This window comes from Rhodococcus sp. C-2 (assembly GCF_027854095.1).
In the GTDB taxonomy this organism is placed as follows: domain Bacteria; phylum Actinomycetota; class Actinomycetes; order Mycobacteriales; family Mycobacteriaceae; genus Rhodococcus_F; species Rhodococcus_F qingshengii.
The window spans coordinates 173,344-189,537 of the sequence record NZ_JAQGFI010000012.1 but is presented as its reverse complement, the minus strand read 5'-3'; the positions used below and the strand labels follow the sequence as shown (position 1 = coordinate 189,537).

Annotated in this window: 17 protein-coding genes; 11 read left to right on the top strand and 6 right to left on the bottom strand. The window is 63.6% G+C overall.

Annotation, left to right across the window (positions count from 1 at the left end; all coding sequences use genetic code 11):
- Complete coding sequence (locus PCS43_RS24925; protein WP_054827110.1) at positions 1-753, bottom strand: winged helix-turn-helix transcriptional regulator; 753 nt, start codon at positions 751-753, stop codon at positions 1-3.
- Between the two features lie 141 nt (positions 754-894).
- On the opposite strand from PCS43_RS24925, the gene PCS43_RS24920 reads away from it, so the two are divergent.
- From PCS43_RS24920 to PCS43_RS24890, 8 genes are all read left to right on the top strand, one after another.
- A complete protein-coding gene (locus PCS43_RS24920; protein WP_003939847.1) occupies positions 895-1,674 on the top strand; it encodes an LmeA family phospholipid-binding protein in 780 nt (259 codons plus the stop codon).
- Entirely contained in the window at positions 1,671-2,147 is a 477-nt protein-coding gene (locus PCS43_RS24915; protein ID WP_054827111.1) for a thioredoxin family protein, read from the top strand. Before PCS43_RS24920 ends, PCS43_RS24915 begins: the two co-directional genes overlap by 4 nt.
- 10 nt (positions 2,148-2,157) lie before the next feature.
- Positions 2,158-2,244 (top strand): putative leader peptide, encoded by an 87-nt coding sequence (locus PCS43_RS33525; RefSeq protein WP_350318872.1) that lies wholly within the window; start codon positions 2,158-2,160, stop codon positions 2,242-2,244.
- 131 nt (positions 2,245-2,375) lie between these two features.
- Positions 2,376-2,846 (top strand): DUF4395 domain-containing protein, encoded by a 471-nt coding sequence (locus PCS43_RS24910; RefSeq protein ID WP_003940408.1) that lies wholly within the window; start codon positions 2,376-2,378, stop codon positions 2,844-2,846.
- 74 nt (positions 2,847-2,920) lie between these two features.
- Positions 2,921-3,754 (top strand): sulfurtransferase, encoded by an 834-nt coding sequence (locus PCS43_RS24905; RefSeq protein WP_003939859.1) that lies wholly within the window; start codon positions 2,921-2,923, stop codon positions 3,752-3,754.
- A gap of 2 nt (positions 3,755-3,756) precedes the next feature.
- The gene (locus tag PCS43_RS24900) at positions 3,757-4,062 is read left to right on the top strand and encodes a DUF1416 domain-containing protein (protein WP_003939797.1); all 306 of its coding nucleotides are present in this window, start codon (positions 3,757-3,759) and stop codon (positions 4,060-4,062) included.
- Between the two features lie 258 nt (positions 4,063-4,320).
- Entirely contained in the window at positions 4,321-4,959 is a 639-nt protein-coding gene (locus PCS43_RS24895) for an FABP family protein (RefSeq protein ID WP_037128815.1), read from the top strand.
- A gap of 144 nt (positions 4,960-5,103) precedes the next feature.
- Positions 5,104-6,144, top strand: coding sequence for a type IV toxin-antitoxin system AbiEi family antitoxin domain-containing protein (locus PCS43_RS24890; RefSeq protein ID WP_209909761.1), 1,041 nt, complete (start codon positions 5,104-5,106; stop codon positions 6,142-6,144).
- Between the two features lie 233 nt (positions 6,145-6,377).
- On the opposite strand, the gene cydC is transcribed toward PCS43_RS24890, so the two are convergent.
- From cydC to PCS43_RS24865, 5 genes are all read right to left on the bottom strand, one after another.
- Entirely contained in the window at positions 6,378-8,066 is a 1,689-nt protein-coding gene (cydC, locus tag PCS43_RS24885) for a thiol reductant ABC exporter subunit CydC (protein WP_209909764.1), read from the bottom strand.
- Complete coding sequence (gene cydD / locus PCS43_RS24880; RefSeq protein WP_161120098.1) at positions 8,056-9,744, bottom strand: thiol reductant ABC exporter subunit CydD; 1,689 nt, start codon at positions 9,742-9,744, stop codon at positions 8,056-8,058. Before cydD ends, cydC begins: the two co-directional genes overlap by 11 nt.
- A 58-nt stretch (positions 9,745-9,802) precedes the next feature.
- Positions 9,803-10,846: a cytochrome d ubiquinol oxidase subunit II gene (cydB, locus tag PCS43_RS24875; RefSeq protein WP_003939727.1), complete on the bottom strand. Its 1,044-nt coding sequence runs from the start codon at positions 10,844-10,846 to the stop codon at positions 9,803-9,805.
- Positions 10,847-10,855: 9 nt separating this feature from the next.
- Positions 10,856-12,355, bottom strand: coding sequence for a cytochrome ubiquinol oxidase subunit I (locus tag PCS43_RS24870; protein ID WP_007733830.1), 1,500 nt, complete (start codon positions 12,353-12,355; stop codon positions 10,856-10,858).
- Between the two features lie 154 nt (positions 12,356-12,509).
- Positions 12,510-13,373: an aminodeoxychorismate lyase gene (locus tag PCS43_RS24865; protein ID WP_270923130.1), complete on the bottom strand. Its 864-nt coding sequence runs from the start codon at positions 13,371-13,373 to the stop codon at positions 12,510-12,512.
- 79 nt (positions 13,374-13,452) lie between these two features.
- Between PCS43_RS24865 and ygfZ the strand changes: the two genes are divergently transcribed.
- Genes ygfZ through PCS43_RS24850 form a run of 3 tightly spaced genes read left to right on the top strand, consistent with a single transcriptional unit; the run spans position 13,453 to position 16,189 of the window.
- On the top strand, positions 13,453-14,574 hold the full coding sequence (ygfZ, locus tag PCS43_RS24860; protein ID WP_042451405.1) for a CAF17-like 4Fe-4S cluster assembly/insertion protein YgfZ: 1,122 nt from the start codon (positions 13,453-13,455) through the stop codon (positions 14,572-14,574).
- Complete coding sequence (locus PCS43_RS24855) at positions 14,571-15,239, top strand: MOSC domain-containing protein (protein ID WP_042451408.1); 669 nt, start codon at positions 14,571-14,573, stop codon at positions 15,237-15,239. Before ygfZ ends, PCS43_RS24855 begins: the two co-directional genes overlap by 4 nt.
- Positions 15,236-16,189, top strand: coding sequence for an asparaginase (locus tag PCS43_RS24850; protein ID WP_003940365.1), 954 nt, complete (start codon positions 15,236-15,238; stop codon positions 16,187-16,189). Before PCS43_RS24855 ends, PCS43_RS24850 begins: the two co-directional genes overlap by 4 nt.
- The last annotated feature ends 5 nt before the right edge of the window (positions 16,190-16,194 follow it).

Genomic DNA, 16,194 nt, shown 5'->3' with positions numbered 1-16,194 from the left:
TCAGACCACCGATCCGTCGGCCGCGTCGTAGTCGACGTCCTCGTCGTCCTCGAACTGAACGGGAGCAGCTGCGCCACCCTTGGCCCTGGTCGGACGCACTGCCTTATATCCGACATTTCGGACTGTACCGATCAAGGACTCGTATTCGGTGCCGAGTTTCGCCCGCAGACGACGCACGTGGACGTCGACCGTCCTGGTGCCGCCGAAGAAGTCGTAGCCCCACACTTCCTGCAGCAGCTGCGCCCGGGTGAATACCCGTCCGGCGTGCTGCGCGAGGTACTTGAGCAGCTCGAATTCCTTGTAAGTCAAATCAAGGGGCCGTCCACGCAGTCGTGCCGTGTACGTCCCCTCGTCGATAATCAGTTCGCCCAGCGTGATCTTTCCCGACGCTTCCGGACTGGCCACACCGCCGCTGCGGGCGACCAACAACCGCAATCGGGCGTCCACCTCAGCCGGACCGGTACCGGGAAGCAGGATGTCGTCCAACCCCCAGTCGGCGTTGACGGCAACGAGTCCGCCTTCGGTGAGGACGGCGACCACAGGTACTGCGGATCCTGTGCTTCCGAGCAATCGACACAACCCGCGTGCGGCAGCCAGATCGGTGCGCGCATCCACCAATGCCACGTCCGCGGAACTTGCCTCGAGTAGCGAGGAAACCTCTGTGGGGGCAGGCCGAACCGAGTGCGCCAGCAACGCCAACGCCGGTAGTACAGCTTCCGGGTTGGGGTCGGAGGTGAGGAGGAGCAGTTCCACACGGCCTCCTATCTAGTAGCCCGCGCAACCCGTGAGGGCAACGCTCGAGTAGTTCGACGCTTTTGGTCGGTCCCTACATTAGCGTGCCTGGTACCGGGGCCGTCGCATCGAACCCCGACCGGAGTCCGTCACAATGGTGCGGTGCGCAAACTGATCATCGGCATCGTCTTTCTCCTCGGCCTCGGACTGGTGGCCGATTTCGGCGCGGCCGCGTACGCCGAGTACCGGGTTTCCCGCGAGCTCCGAACCGGCGCATCACTCGAGTCGGATCCGGAGGTCACCTTCAACGGGTTCCCCTTCCTCACCCAGGCACTCGGCGGGAAATACAAGGACGTCTACGTCAGAGCTACCGGCGTCCAGAGCGACGTGGTGGGCGAAGTGACCGTCGAGGCTGATCTGCGCGGGGTCACCGTTCCCTTCTCCGACATCGTGAACGGCAATGTCACCCAACTCCCCGTCGACAAACTCGACGGCCGGATGGGAATCAACGCCACCGACCTCGGAAAGCTGCTCAATATCCCTGACCTGCAGGTATCTTCGCCGCCTGCCAACAAGTCGGATGGCACCGGGGGCAGCGGCGGAACCGGAGCGAGCACCGCGGGCGCCGTCGTGCTGACGGGAACGGTTGCCGTCGGTCCGGTCGAGACTGCAGTGAGCGTGCAGGCCAACCTCGTTCTGGAAGGTGGGCAGGTCAAGATCGTCGCCAGCAATCTGTACTTCGGTCCGGAGGGCAAAGCCGATTTCTCGATCCCCGCAGCACTCGAACCCGTCGTCCTCGGCTTGTTCAGCTACACGATCGATCCGCAGGCACTTCCCTACGGAATTCAGCCGAGCCTGGTCTACGCGGAAGGCGGAAGAATCGTGATCGAGGGCAGCGCCGAAAACACGACGATCGATCTCGCAGAGCTGCAGAACCGATGACCGGGATCACAATTCTGCTGGTCGCGCTGGTGGCCGTCGTCGCGGTCGGGCTCTTTCTCAAGTCGCGCAACGGAAAGGTCCGAGTCACCGCGCCGGCCGCGACCGGCGCGGCGGACAGTCGCCTCGAACTGCTCCGCGCCGCTGGAGTCTCTTCGCCGAACGGCGGACCCGTCGTACTGCATTTCTCTGCCGACTGGTGCGGACCGTGCGCGGCAGTACGCCGCGTCGTCGGTCAGGTCGTGATCTCGATGGCCGACGCTCCCCGTCCGCCGGTGGAGATCGAGCTCGACATCGACAAGGAACCGGCTCTGGCACGCGAGATGAGTGTCCTCTCGCTGCCCACCACCTTCATCCTCGACGGTGGCCTGGAGGAACAGTTCCGGGTGTCCGGAGTGCCATCCGCAGCCGATCTGAAAGCTGCACTCGTACCACTATCCGGACCCCACGAGCCAAAATCCGAGAATTCGGGGTAAACTCGCCGACGTGCAAACCCGCCACGAGCTGATGCTCACCCGACGCCGCGCAGTAGACCTGTGCCGCCTCGGGGGCTGTTGCTGTACCTGTTGCTGATCACCTCATCCGTCAGATCTCTCTGACCTTCGAGCTTTCGCTCACGTGATCAATCCACCGAGTGGGACTTTGACGTCCCGTTTTCTCGGCCCAGGCACAGCATCATGCAATCCAGCGCAGGAGCACTCCCGATGTCCACAACCACACCCCAGCTCGAGCAGGTCGACGTCCGCGGACCTCGATTCGCCGCGTGGGTCACCACCGGCGTTCTCGTACTCACGCTCATCCTCTCGACCTTCTCACTGCCCGCCGCCACCGTCGTTCTCGCACTGCAGGCCATAGTCTTCGCGGTCGGAGCGGTACTCGGCCCCAAGCGCAGCCCGTACGGCCAGATCTTCGGCAAGCTCGTCGCCCCGCGACTCTCGCCGGTCAGCGAACGCGAACCCGTGGCGCCGCTGCGCTTCGCGCAGTTCGTCGGCTTCGTCTTCGCACTCGCCGGCACGGTCGGTTTCCTGGCCGGGTCGACGATCGTCGGCACCGTTGCCACCGGCTTCGCCTTGTTCGCGGCCCTGCTCAACGCCGCGTTCGGCATCTGCCTCGGCTGCCAGATCTATCCACTCGTCGCAAGGCTGCGAAATACCGGCCGCGCTACCACCGCGTGAAAACGCTTGCCCCACAACCCTGCTGAACCCCTGCTAGAAAACGACCGATGCAAGACCACATCGAAAGGAACACCATGGCTCGCTCCGACGTCCTAGTCTCCGCTGACTGGGCTGAGCAGAACCTCAACACCCCCAAGACCGTTTTTGTCGAGGTGGACGAGGACACCAGCGCATACGACGGCGGCCACATCGAGGGTGCAGTCAAGCTCGACTGGCGCAAGGACCTCCAGGACGGCGTCCGACGCGACTTCCTGAACCAGGAGCAGTTCTCGGATCTGCTCTCCGCCAAAGGCATTGCGAACGACGACACCGTCGTTCTCTACGGTGGCAACAACAACTGGTTCGCCGCTTACGCGTACTGGTACTTCAAGCTGTACGGCCACCAGGACATCAAGCTGATCGACGGCGGCCGCAAGAAGTGGGAACTCGACGGACGCCCGCTCTCCAAGGACGCAGTCAACCGCGAAGCCACGCAGTACAAGGCCGAGACCCCCGACTTCTCGATCCGCGCATTCCGCGACGAGGTCATCGACGCCATCGGCAGCAAGAACCTCGTCGACGTTCGTAGCCCTGACGAGTTCTCCGGCAAGATCCTCGCTCCCGCCCACCTTCCGCAGGAGCAGGCGCAGCAGCGTGGCCACGTCCCCGGAGCCATCAACATCCCGTGGAGCACCACCGCCAACGAGGACGGCACCTTCAAGTCGGACGACGACCTCGCCAAGCTGTACGCGGAAAAGGGCTTCGACGACACCAAGGAAACGATCGCCTACTGCCGCATCGGCGAGCGTTCGAGCCACACCTGGTTCGTCCTGCAGGAGATCCTCGGCAAGAACAACGTCAAGAACTACGACGGCAGCTGGGTCGAATACGGCTCACTCGTCGGCGCACCGATCGAATTGGGAGCCTGATCATGTGTGGAGCACCTACTCAGGGCCAGACCCTGCCTGCCGGCGTCGACGTCGAGAAGGAAACGGTCATCACCGGCCGCGTTCTCGCAGCTGACGGCCAGCCCATCGGCGGCGCATTCGTGCGTCTGCTCGACGGCTCCGGAGAGTTCACGGCCGAGGTCGTGGCATCGGGAACCGGCGATTTCCGCTTCTTCGCCGCTCCGGGCGAGTGGACCGTGCGTGCACTGTCCAGCTCGGGCAACGGCACTTCCACCGTCGCTCCCGAGGGCTCGGGCGTGCACAACGTGGACGTGACCGTCAGCAAGTAATTCCTGCTTTGTCAGGCGGCCCCGCACCCCTCCGGTGCGGGGCCTTCTGCATTCCGGCTCCCGATTTTTCCGGTCGGTCGCCGCGGTCTAAGATGTACCCGTGGTCATTTTCTTCGAGGTACTCCTCGCACTCGCATCCGTCATGATCGCTTGGTTCTCCGTGTACGTCGTGTACCGCTTGGTCACCGACGAGTCGTGAGTCAGGCTCCGGATTCAGGGTCCGACGCGACCGCTGACGATTCCGCCGCTGCAGGTGCCGTGAGGCGCGGCAGCGGGGACGAAGCTGTCGCCATCGCCGTCGAGCGCTCCAAGTCGACGGCGTCGCTCAACATTCCGACCCTGCCGGACCTTCCGTTGCCGGAGGACACCGCAAACCTGCGCCTCGGCCCGGACATCAATCCCGAACTCCTCGCGCTTCTCCCCCTCGTCGGTGTCTGGCGCGGCGAGGGTGAAGGACACGACGAGACCGGCGACTACGCCTTCGGTCAGCAGATCGTCATCTCGCACGACGGCGGCCCGTACCTCAATTGGGAGTCCCGGTCCTGGCGCCTCGACGCCGAGGGCAAGTACGTGAGCCCCGATCTGCGCGAGAGCGGTTACTGGCGCATGGGCGGCGACGGCATCCCGGGCAGCGTCAACCAGGAAGTGGTCGAACTCCTGCTCAGCCACAGCTCCGGTGTCGTCGAAATGTACTACGGGCGCGCACTCACCCAGGCGTCGTGGGAACTTGCCACCGACGTGGTGATCCGCAGCCAGTCCGGTGCACTGTACGGCGGCGCGAAGCGTCTGTACGGCATCGTCGAAGGCGGCGACCTTGCGTACGTCGAAGAGCGGATCATGTCTGACGGTGGCCTGGAACCGCGTCTCTCGGCCCGCCTGACGCGCTACATCGGCTAGTTCTGCTGTGCGCCTTTATTAACCCCCGGCGGTTAATAAAGGCGCACAGCAGATTCATCCACAGGCACCGACAAATTCCACAGGCGGACTTCGGAGCGGCATCTTCGACCGATTCTTGTCGGTCCGCGATCTCACGGTATTCGCATGAGCTGCGACTACATCGATCCTGATCTCCGAAGACTCTTCGACTTCCAACACGGACTCGCGACCAATAAACAACTACGCCCTTTCGGCTATTCACCGCGCCGCATCCAACATCTGGTCGAATCGGGTCAATGGACTTCCGTCCTCCACGGCGTTCAATCCAGCACCAACGGGCCGCTCAACCGAGCAATGATTCTCGAGGCCGCACTGCTGTTCGGCGGCGGAGAGACTTACCTGAGCCACCGGACTGCAGCTGAAGAGTGGGGACTCACGCACATCGAGTCCGAACTGCCGATCCACATCACGGTCCGATACGGCAGATCCTCCCGCTGTCAGAGTCCGACGGTCAGACCCGAACGCTCCCCGGCGCGCCCCGTTCCGTTGGGGTGGTCCACTGCCCATCCCGGAGTGATCGTTCATCGTTCACGCGCTCAGGCCCACATCGGCGTTGCCACTCAGCCTGCTCGTACTTCGCTGGCCGACACCGCAATTGACCTGGCGGTTGCAGAGCCGTCGGCTCGCGACGCCGCTCGTTCTCTGATTCGCTCGGCCACGGCGTGCAAAGTGTCACGGATGGAATTGCGCACCCGAATGGAATGCCGACGGCCGAGGCGATATGTCAAAGCGCTGTCCTCGACATTGGACCTGTTGGATCGCGGTGTCCAGTCGGTACTCGAACATCGCTACGCAATCGAGGTCGAGCGAGCACACGGTTTGCCGGAAGCACGACGGCAATCGCCGGTCCTCGTCGATGGGAGAACTTTCTACGAGGACGTCGACTACCGCAATTGCGGTGTCGCACTGATCGTTCGACTCGACGGATTTGCCTTCCACTCTTCTCGGGCGACTGCGCTGCGGGATCGTCGGCGAGGAAACGCATCCGAACTGTCAGGCAACGCCACACTGGTCTTCGGTTGGGAGGAGGTGGAGGGGGCCTCGTGCCGAACTGCAGCCGAGGTCAGAGCCATCCTCGAGCGCGGTGGATGGTGGGGGCCTAATCCTTGTCCACGCTGTGCGCCTTTATTAACCGCCGGGGGTTGATAAAGGCGCACGGCACGAAGCGACCCCCGAGCCACACCCACGCTTTCGCGCGGATCCCGGTCGGACTGATCGGGGGCTCGGGGGTCGGGTGGCTGCCTGGGATTCGCCGGCCGCTCACGCGGTAAGTGAATTCCATCAGCGATTGCGGCTAGCTGGCAGCCACCTCACGCGTCCGTCTGTACTTCAATTTCAGACCACCTCCTTCCTTGTGTACAGGAGAAAGTACGCCCACTTCACGATGACGGCAACGTATTTTCCACAGAAACTTTTCCGACGCATACCACCTGGTCAGCTGGTGTGCCGTCCGGAAGTTGGTGGGTGACGACAACAACGGTTCGCGAAGAATCGACCAGCGTTGCGTCGCGACCGAGCAACTCGCGGAGCAACTGAGCGCCGGCCTCCGCGTCCATGTGCTCGGTCGGCTCGTCGAGCAGCAGCACCTCCGCAGGCGAGACGATCGCGCGCGCCAACAGCAACCGACGACGCTCACCGCCCGAAACCGCTCGCATGCCGCCGACCAGGTAGGTGTCGAGCCCTTCAGGCAGTTCCGACAGCCAGTCGCCGAGACCGACTGCGGCAAGTGCCTTCTCCGCGTCCTCGGCGGTGAGGTCACCCCGCGCGACGCGCAGGTTCTCGAGTACCGACGTCTCGAAGAGGTGTGCGTCTTCGGCGAAGTACCCGACGTGCCTGCGCAGTTCGGCCGGATCGACTTCCGAAACATCCACTCCGCCAACGCGCACTGTTCCCGCGATAGGCGGCAGCAGTCCCGCCATCGTCATCAGCGCGGTGGTCTTTCCGGATCCGCTCTCGCCGACGACGGCAACGCGGGCACCGCGAGGAAGATCCACGGAGAGCGGTTCGGTCACCTTTCCCCCGGGCCAACCCGCCTGCAATGCATGCACGCTGAGAATCCCGTCCTCCGGCCACGCACGATTTCCTTCAACGTGTTCGGCGTCGGCTCGATCGAGTACCGCCATGATGCGTGCCGACGCCAGCCGCGCCTTGGTCAATGCCACCGCCGCGCTGGGCAGTATCGCGGTTCCCTCGAAAGCCGACAGCGGAAGCAGTACAAGGATTCCCATAGACATCGGTGACATCTCGGTGGTTCCGTACAGCGTAATTCCGATCAGCAGGGCACCGAGGACGCTCACTCCGATTGCCAGGGGCGTGGTAGCGGCGGCAAAGGCACTCGGGACCGCCGCGCGATCGGTTGCGTCGACCACATCGTTCTCGGCAGAGACCGCCTCGCTCACCGCCTGATCCAAGCGACCCGATACCCGGAGCTCGGCGGAATGGTCGAGGGCGGTCACCGCGGACTCACTGAATCGCGCTGCGGCAGCAGAACTGTCGGCCTCGGCTAGTCGAGCAGCACGAGCCGACAGCCAGGGTGCCGCGATCCCGGACACCGCCAGCGCAACGGCCAGAATGAGCGCGGCCGGAACCGAGATGAACAACAGGATTCCCACCGCAGCAAACGCGAGGACAATCGAGACCGCAATCGGGATCAGTGCTTTGACGACGACGTCGCCCAGTGCATCCACGTCGGCGCCCGTACGTGAGAGCAGGTCACCGCGTCGTAGTCCGGCTGCTGCCGCGGGATCTCCTGCGGCCAACTGCTGGTAGATCCTCGATCGCGCCGCGGTGGTTCCGCGCAACGCGACGTCGTGCGTCGTCAATCGTTCGAGATAGCGGAAGACACCACGTGAGATTCCCAATGCGCGTACGGCAACCACCGCAACACTGAGGTCGAGAACGGGAGGCATCTCCCAGGCCCGCGTGATCAACCACGCAGACAGCGCGGCCAAGGCGAGTGCGCTGCCGAGTGTTGCGACGCCCGCCGCGACCGCCGTCAGAACGCGTCGTGGCCGAAGTTCCAGTAGCCGCAGAGCACGCAGAAGCGGATCGTGAGCGTCACTTCTCATGAGCGCGCACCTCGACGATCCGGTCAGCTGCGGCAAGCACACTCGGACGGTGGCCGATCACGACAACGGTGTCGCCACGCTCCGCCCGTGCTCTCAGAGAAGCCAACACTGTCCCTTCCGAATCCGAGTCGAGGTGAGCGGTGGGTTCGTCCAGGACAAGAACTGCGCGGTCCGAGGCCAGCACGCGTGTCAGTGCCAGCCGTTGCCGCTGCCCCAAAGACAGACCTGTACCGCCGACGCCGATCACGGTCTCGACGCCCGCAGGCAGCTCGGCCAGTACCGCGTCGAATCCCGTCGCAGCAGCGGCGTGGGTCAGTGCTTGCGCATCGACGACCCCGGTGAGATCGAGATTTTCACGAACGGTGCCGGGTAGGAGGACCGGATGCTGGGGAAGCCAGGCCAACTGACTCCACAACGCGTGCTCGTCCAGGTCTCGGACATCGACGCCGGCGACCGTCACACGCCCACTGCTCGGTTCGATCAACCCGAGCAGCGCGTGCACTGCCGTCGACTTGCCGCAGCCGTTGGGACCGGTGAGCACGGTGATCGCCCCTGGGGACGCCACGGCGGAAAGTCGAGACGGTGCGACTCCGCCACGAGAGGCCACACCGAGTCCGTCGAAGACGATGTCGGCGCCTCGAGCGACCACCGTCGTGCTACCACCCTCCGGCGCGGCAGAATCCGCCTCGATAACCTCGAATGCCTTGTCGGCTGCCGCCATTCCGTCCTCGGCGGCGTGGAACTGGGTTCCCACCATCCGAAGTGGCAGGTACACCTCGGGGGCGAGGATCAACGCGACTATCCCCGGCTCGAGTGACATGTCGCCGTACACCAGTCGCAAGCCGATACTCACGGCCACCAACGCGACGCAGAGCGTTGCGAGCAGTTCCAGCACCATCGAGGACAGGAACGCGACGCGGAGAGCTGACATCGTCGTTCGCCGATGAGCGTCACCGAGTTCACGGACGCGCTCGGCAGGACCTTGCTGACGACCGAGCGCCCGCAGCGTCGGCAAACCGGCAAGGAGATCGAGCAGTTGCGAAGACAACGTGGTCATCGCTGCCAGCGTCTTCTCCGACTTACCCTTTGTCAGCAGGCCGATCAGAATCATGAAGATGGGGATCAGCGGCAGCGTCACGAAGATGATGACCGCAGACGTCATATCCTGCACCGCAATGACTATCAGGGTGATGGGTGTCAGCGTCACCGACAAGACCAGGGCCGGAAGGTATCCCGTCAGGTACGGACCAAGGCCGTCGACACCTCGGGTGACCACGGTCGCGATCTCGTCACGCCGCGGATCCAGATCGCGAGGACTCATCGCCGTCGCCGACGTCAGCACGCCGTTCTTGATCTCGGCAACGACGCGAGTCGACGCCCGGTGCGCATACCTGGTCTGCAGCCAGGTCCCCAGAACTCGGACCGCCACAGCTGCGGCGAGAACAACCAATTCGGTTGTCCACGAGGAAACATCCACAGTTCGAGTGGTGATCACTCCGGCCAGCACCCGGCCGATCATGAGCGCCGCGACGATGACCATCACGACGTTCACCATCGACAGAGCAACAGTCAGGATCAGGTAGCCGCGCGCAGAAGCGGAATGTCGCCACAGCCGCGGGTCGATCGGCCCCCGGCGACGCTCCCGAGTGGTGGGAGCGTCGCCTACTTCGATTGTCACGTGAATTCGACCGTCAGTTCTTTCGTGTTTCGAATGTGTCGTGATTCAGGGTTCCTGACTACCAAGTCTTCTCCTTGAATCGGAGACCGATCGACGCCGGAATCTGCTTGGAGGAGATGCGCTGTCGGAACACCCAGTACGTCCAGCCCTGGTAGATGATCACCACCGGTGTCATGAATGCCGCGGCCCACGTCATCACCTTGAGCGTGTACGGACTCGACGACGCGTTCTCGATGGTCAGGCTGTACGCCGGATCCAGCGTCGACGGCATGACGTTCGGGAACAGCGAGGCGAACAGCAGCACGACGGTGGCGATGACGGCCACACAGGTGAGAACGAAGGCCCAGCCTTCGCGCTCGGCCCGCGTCAGGAAGACGACGCCGATCAGTGCCGCAGCAGCGGCAGCTACCAGAATCCACGTCCATCCCTTGCCGTAGGCGAGTTGCGTCCACAGAACGAATCCGCCGGCAACAGGAATAGCTGGAATTGCCAGTCGTGCAGCAATTTTCACGGCATCTTCACGAACCTCGTCGGCACTCTTGAGTGCCAGGAACACTGCACCGTGGAGAGCGAACACCAGCGCGGTGGTCAGACCGCCGAGCAGCGCGTACGGATTGAGCAGATCGAAGAATCCCGACTCGACCTGCTTGTCGGCGTTGATCGCCACGCCCCGAACGATGTTCGCGAAAGCCACGCCCCAGAGAACTGCCGGGACCCAGGAGCCGAAGATGATGCCCCAGTCGCAACGCTGACGCCATTTGTCGTCGTCGATCTTGCTTCGCCATTCGATGGCACAGATACGAACGATCAAGGCCACCAGGATGATCAGCAGCGGTAGATAGAACCCGGAGAACAACGTCGCGTACCACTCCGGGAATGCCGCGAACATCGCGCCACCGGCGGTGATCAGCCACACTTCGTTGCCGTCCCACACCGGGCCGATCGTGTTGAGCGCTACCCGTCGACGCGTATCGGCCGGGAGGTCACTGCCTCTGCCGACGATCGGCATGAGCATCCCGACACCGAAGTCGAACCCTTCGAGGACGAAGTACCCGATGAACAGTACTGCGACGAGCACGAACCATACTTCTTGAAGTCCCATGATCGCCTCCTAGTACGCGAACGACAGTTGTTTGGGCTTGTCCGGATCTTCCGGCTCATCATGATCTGTATCGCCCGGCGGATGCATGTCGTGCTCCAACGGGCCTTCCTTCGCGTACCGCACGATCAGCTTGAACCAGACCACACCCAGCGCTCCGTACAGGAGGGTGAAGGTGATCAGCGAAGCCCAGACGGTAGCCGACGCGTGGTCCGAAACACCTTGGTCGACAGTGAGTCTGATCATGTCGACGCCGGTCGGATTGGGATGCACCACCCAGGGCTGACGGCCCATCTCGGTGAAAATCCAGCCGGCACTGTTCGCCATGAACGGAGTGGGAATCGCGACGAGGCTGAGGATTCCGAACCACTTCTGGTCCGGGACTCGCCCCTTACGAGTGACCCACAGTCCCGCGAGAGCCAGTGCTGCCGAACCGGCGGCGAGGCCGATCATGGCGCGGAAAGACCAGTACGTGACAAAGAGATTCGGTCGGTAGTTACCCGGTCCGAAGTCCTGCTCCGCCTGCTCCTGCAGTTGGTTCACGCCTTGCAGTTCGACGCCGGTGAACTTGCCCTCGGCCAACCATGGAAGAACGAACGGCACCTTCAGAACGTGCGTCACGCTGTCACAGTTGTTGTGAGTGCCGATAGTGAGGATCGAGAAGTCCGGATCCATCTCGGTGTCGCACAGCGATTCCGCCGACGCCATCTTCATGGGTTGCTGCTGGAACATGAGCTTGCCTTGGACGTCACCGGTATAGATGATGCCGATTCCGGCCACGATCATGACGAGCAACGCGAATCGTGTTGCCGGGCGGTACATCGTCCGTGCGTCGGCTTCGAGGCGCTCGGCTTCGGCGGCCTCAGCCTGCTTGGCGCGGCGCATGTTCCGCACCATCCACCAACCACTGATGCCGGCGACGAACGTCGCCGCTGTCAGGAAGGCGCCGGCAACCGCGTGCGGGAAGGCAGCGAGAGCGGTGTTGTTGGTCAGCAGCTCCCAGATACTGGTGAGCTCGGCACGACCCGTTTCAGGATTGTACGTCGCACCGACCGGATGCTGCATGAACGAGTTGGCCGCGATGATGAAGAATGCCGACGCGTTGACGCCGATCGCCACGAGCCAAATGCACGCCAGGTGTACAAGTTTGGGCAGCCTGCCCCAACCGAAGATCCAGAGTCCGATGAAGACGGACTCCATGAAGAAGGCGACGAGGCCTTCCAATGCGAGCGGAGCTCCGAAGACGTCACCGACGAATCGCGAGTACTCGCTCCAGTTCATGCCGAACTGGAACTCCTGCACGATGCCGGTGGCTACACCGAGTGCGAAGTTGATGAGGAAAAGCTTGCCGAAGAACTTGGTGAGCCGATACCAGTGGTCCTTTTTGGTGACCACCCACATCGTCTGCATGATCGCGATCATCGGCGCAAGTCCGATGGTCAGCGGAACAAGGATGAAGTGGTAGACGGTAGTGATACCGAACTGCCACCTGGAGACGTCCAAAGTATCCATTGGCTACTCCGAGAGTAGGGCCCTGGGACAGGCTTCGGGGTTCGAGACGCGGGCAGTCGCTCGGCCCCTGCGGACACGGTACTGCTGTCCGGTTTGGACCGCAGGACTTTGCTACTACCAAATGTAGTAGAGACCTGTCGCGATTCCTATTCGCCTATCGCCCTGCTGAATCCGAATCAATTGCACGTTCAACCAATTCCGCGAATTCCCCGGAGACCTTCGGCTCTGGCAATGTGAGCCCGTCGAGTGTATGGACGCGTGCGGCCAGCGTGACGCTCGAAACCATCCACACTCCGTCGGCCGCAATCAAATCCGCAGGTCGGAGGGTTTCGTATCGGCAATCGAAGCGAGCACTGCCGGCAACGTCGAACAGGGCGCGCTGCGTAGTGCCCATCAAAATGCCCTGTGCGGGAGGCGGTGTGATCAAAGTCCTGTCCCGAACGACCACCACCGTCGAGCGTGGCCCCTCCAACACATTGCCCTCGGAACTGACGAAGATCACATCGTCAGCACCCAAATTCGCCGCATATCGAAGCGCTGCCATGTTGGTTGCGTACGACAACGTCTTCGCGCCCAGTAGCTGCCAGGGTGCCCGGGCAGAGAGATCGACAGAGAAACCTCGCTCGAGAGTCATCACCGACAACCCCGATTCGCGGACCTGTCTGACCCGATCGGCCACCGGACCGACCATCACGAAGGCTGTCGGCTTGTCACCGCTCTCACGGCCGCGGGTCAGAACAAGACGAAGAGCGCCTTCCTTCTCGGTCCCCCACTCCTCGGCAGCCATCTCGATCGCCAGACGCCAATCATCGAGAACGGGAGCGGGCAGACCGAGTGCCCGCGCGCTCAGAACCAGTCGACTCAGGTGTCCCTCGACCACCCGGGCGCGGCCGTCGCGTACGAACAGCGTCTCGAAGACTCCGTCGCCGCGCACCACCGCCAGGTCGTCGGCGTGCAGAAACGGTGCGTCAGCATCGAGCACCTCATGGTCGAGAGTCACCAATACGCGATCAGGCATGCCATCAACCCTAACGATCCGCCAAGCCGCCGGGGCCGCCCTGTAACCGCGATCCCGCCCACACTCCTAGACTGGTCTCGTGGTCGACAACGCTCTTGTGCCCAACAGCCCACTTCTGACTTCCCCCGGCGCGGTCACCGCACCGGACGGTTCGGCCGACATCGGTGTCGCGTGGCACTACGGCGATCCTCTCGGCGAACAGCGAACCGCGCAGCGCGCAGCAGTGGTGGTCGACCGCAGTCACAGATTCGTGATCGCCATTCCCGGCGACGAACGCCTCACGTGGCTGCACACGATTTCGAGCCAGCACATCGCCGCGCTCCCCGACGGCAAGAGTGCCGAGAACTTGAGCCTGGACGTCAACGGACGCGTCGAGCACCACTTCGTGCAGACGGACCTGGCAGGTGTCACCTGGATCGACACCGAGGCGAACCGCGGACCCGACCTTCTCTCCTTCTTGAAGAAGATGGTGTTCTGGTCCAAGGCCGAACCTCGAGACGGCAACGAACTCGCGGTCCTGAGCCTGATCGGACCCGAAGCGTCAACTGTCCTCGCCGCACTCGAGGTTCAGACACCCACCGAGGCCTACGACGCTCACGCCTTGGCCGACGGCGGATTTGTCCGCCGCATGCCGTGGCCTACCGAGAACTCTTTCGATCTTCTCGTCCCACGTGAGCAACTGGCAGCGTGGTGGACCAGGCTGACCGATTCCGGCGCCAAGCCCGCCGGCAGTTGGGCCTTCGAGGCACTGCGCGTCGAAGCGACGAGGCCTCGCCTCGGACTGGACACCGACGAACGGACCATCCCGCACGAGGTCCACTGGATCGGTGGGCCGGCCGAGCACGGCGCCGTCCACCTCGACAAGGGGTGCTACCGCGGTCAGGAAACCGTCGCCCGAGTTCACAATCTCGGCAAGCCCCCGCGCCATCTCGTCATGTTGCACCTCGACGGCAGCGCCGAAGCCGTCCCGGAACCGGGTGACCCGATCACGGCGGGCGGACGGGCCGTCGGACGCGTCGGGACCGTCGTCAATCATCACGAGCTCGGCCCCATCGCACTCGCTCTGATCAAGCGCAACATCCCGGTCGACACCGAACTGATGGCCGGCCCCAGCGCTGCGTCCATCGATCCGGATTCGATCGTGGCGGACGACGCACCCCAGGCCGGACGTGAGGCTGTCAACCGATTGCGCGGAAAGTGACGGGCATGGTCGACGCGGTCTGCGTCGTCCACACCGAACGTGACAGTGGCGTCAGGCGAGTCCCCCGTACCGCGATCGACAAGCGTCCCGTCGACGGCCGCGTCGCGGTCGGCCGACTCGGTCTGGGTGGCGACTACGTCTGCGACACCGAGTTCCACGGCGGCGCCTTCCAAGCTGTCTACGCGTATCAGCGCGACGAAGCGCAGCGCTGGTCGGACGAATTGGGCCGACCTCTCGGCCCCGGATGGTTCGGCGAGAATCTTCACATCAGCGGGATGCTCGTCACGGACGCCGTGATCGGCGAGCGTTGGCACATCACCGGAGCCGAGGCGTCGGACGTTCTCGAACTCGAGGTGACTGCTCCCCGCGTCCCGTGCGGCACCTTCGGCATCTGGGCCGCGGAAAAGGGCTGGGTCAAAAGATTCACCGAGCGGACCGACGTCGGCGCCTACCTTCGCGTCAACCGGACCGGCACGATCGCCGCGGGCGATTCGGTCACCCGAGTCCACGTACCGGATCACGGAGTGACTGTTCGAGAGGTCTTCGCCGGAACGGACCCTGAGCGGCTTCGACGGCTGCTCGCAGAACACACCGACCTTGCACCGAACGTCACCGCGCGCGTCCAGAGGTTCATCGAACAAGCAGAAGCGCAGGTGCACTCGTGAGTATCGAATTGGTGGAAGTGGTCCGCTCCGGATTCCGCGAATGCGTGCATCGCGGATCGGCCGTCATTCTCGGCGCCGACGGCGAGGTCGTTGTCGGACTCGGGGAAATTCACACACCCATCTACCCGCGCTCGGCGAACAAGCCGCTGCAAGCCGTCGCTGCGCTTCGTAACGGCTTTGCACCCACCAGTCCGGAAGAGCTGGCCGTCGCGTCGTCCTCACATGCGGGCGAGGCCGATCACATCGAACTGGTCGCAGCGCTTCTCGCTCGCTACCAACTCGGTGTCGACCAGTTGCAGTGCCCCTCCGATCTGCCGGGCAACGAACTGGCCCGAGCCGAACTGATCGCAGCGGGCGAGCTTCCCAGCCCGATCTACATGACCTGCTCGGGCAAGCACTCCGCGATGCTCGCCACGTGCGTCGTGAACGACTGGCCGCTCGAGACGTACATGGAGCCGACTCATCCCCTGCAGCTCGCGATCCAGGAGACGATCTTCGATCTCAGCGGCGAGGAAGAGCAGGAACTCGGCATCGACGGTTGTGGTCTCCCGATCGTGCCGCTCTCGCTCACGAACCTGGCTCGGGCATTCGGACGCCTGCCCTCGGCTGAGCCCGACTCACCCGAACGAGCTGTGGCCGACGCGGTCCGCGAGAACCCCTTCCTCGTCTCGGGCACCGGCCGCAACGATCAGCGCCTGATGTCCGCCGTGCCGGGTCTGTTCTCCAAGACCGGATACGACGGCATCTACGCCGGAGCGCTTCCCGACGGTTCCGCTTTCGCCCTCAAGATCGACGACGGTCACGAGCGGGCGCTCCTGCCCTTGGCGGCAGCTCTGCTCAAGCGGATGAACACCGAGTGGACCGAGGAGTTGGCGGCTCTCGCATCCGCTCCGGTCTTCGGCGGCGACGCCCGAGTGGGGACGATTCGCGCAATTCCCGGAAACTTCTGAGCAGT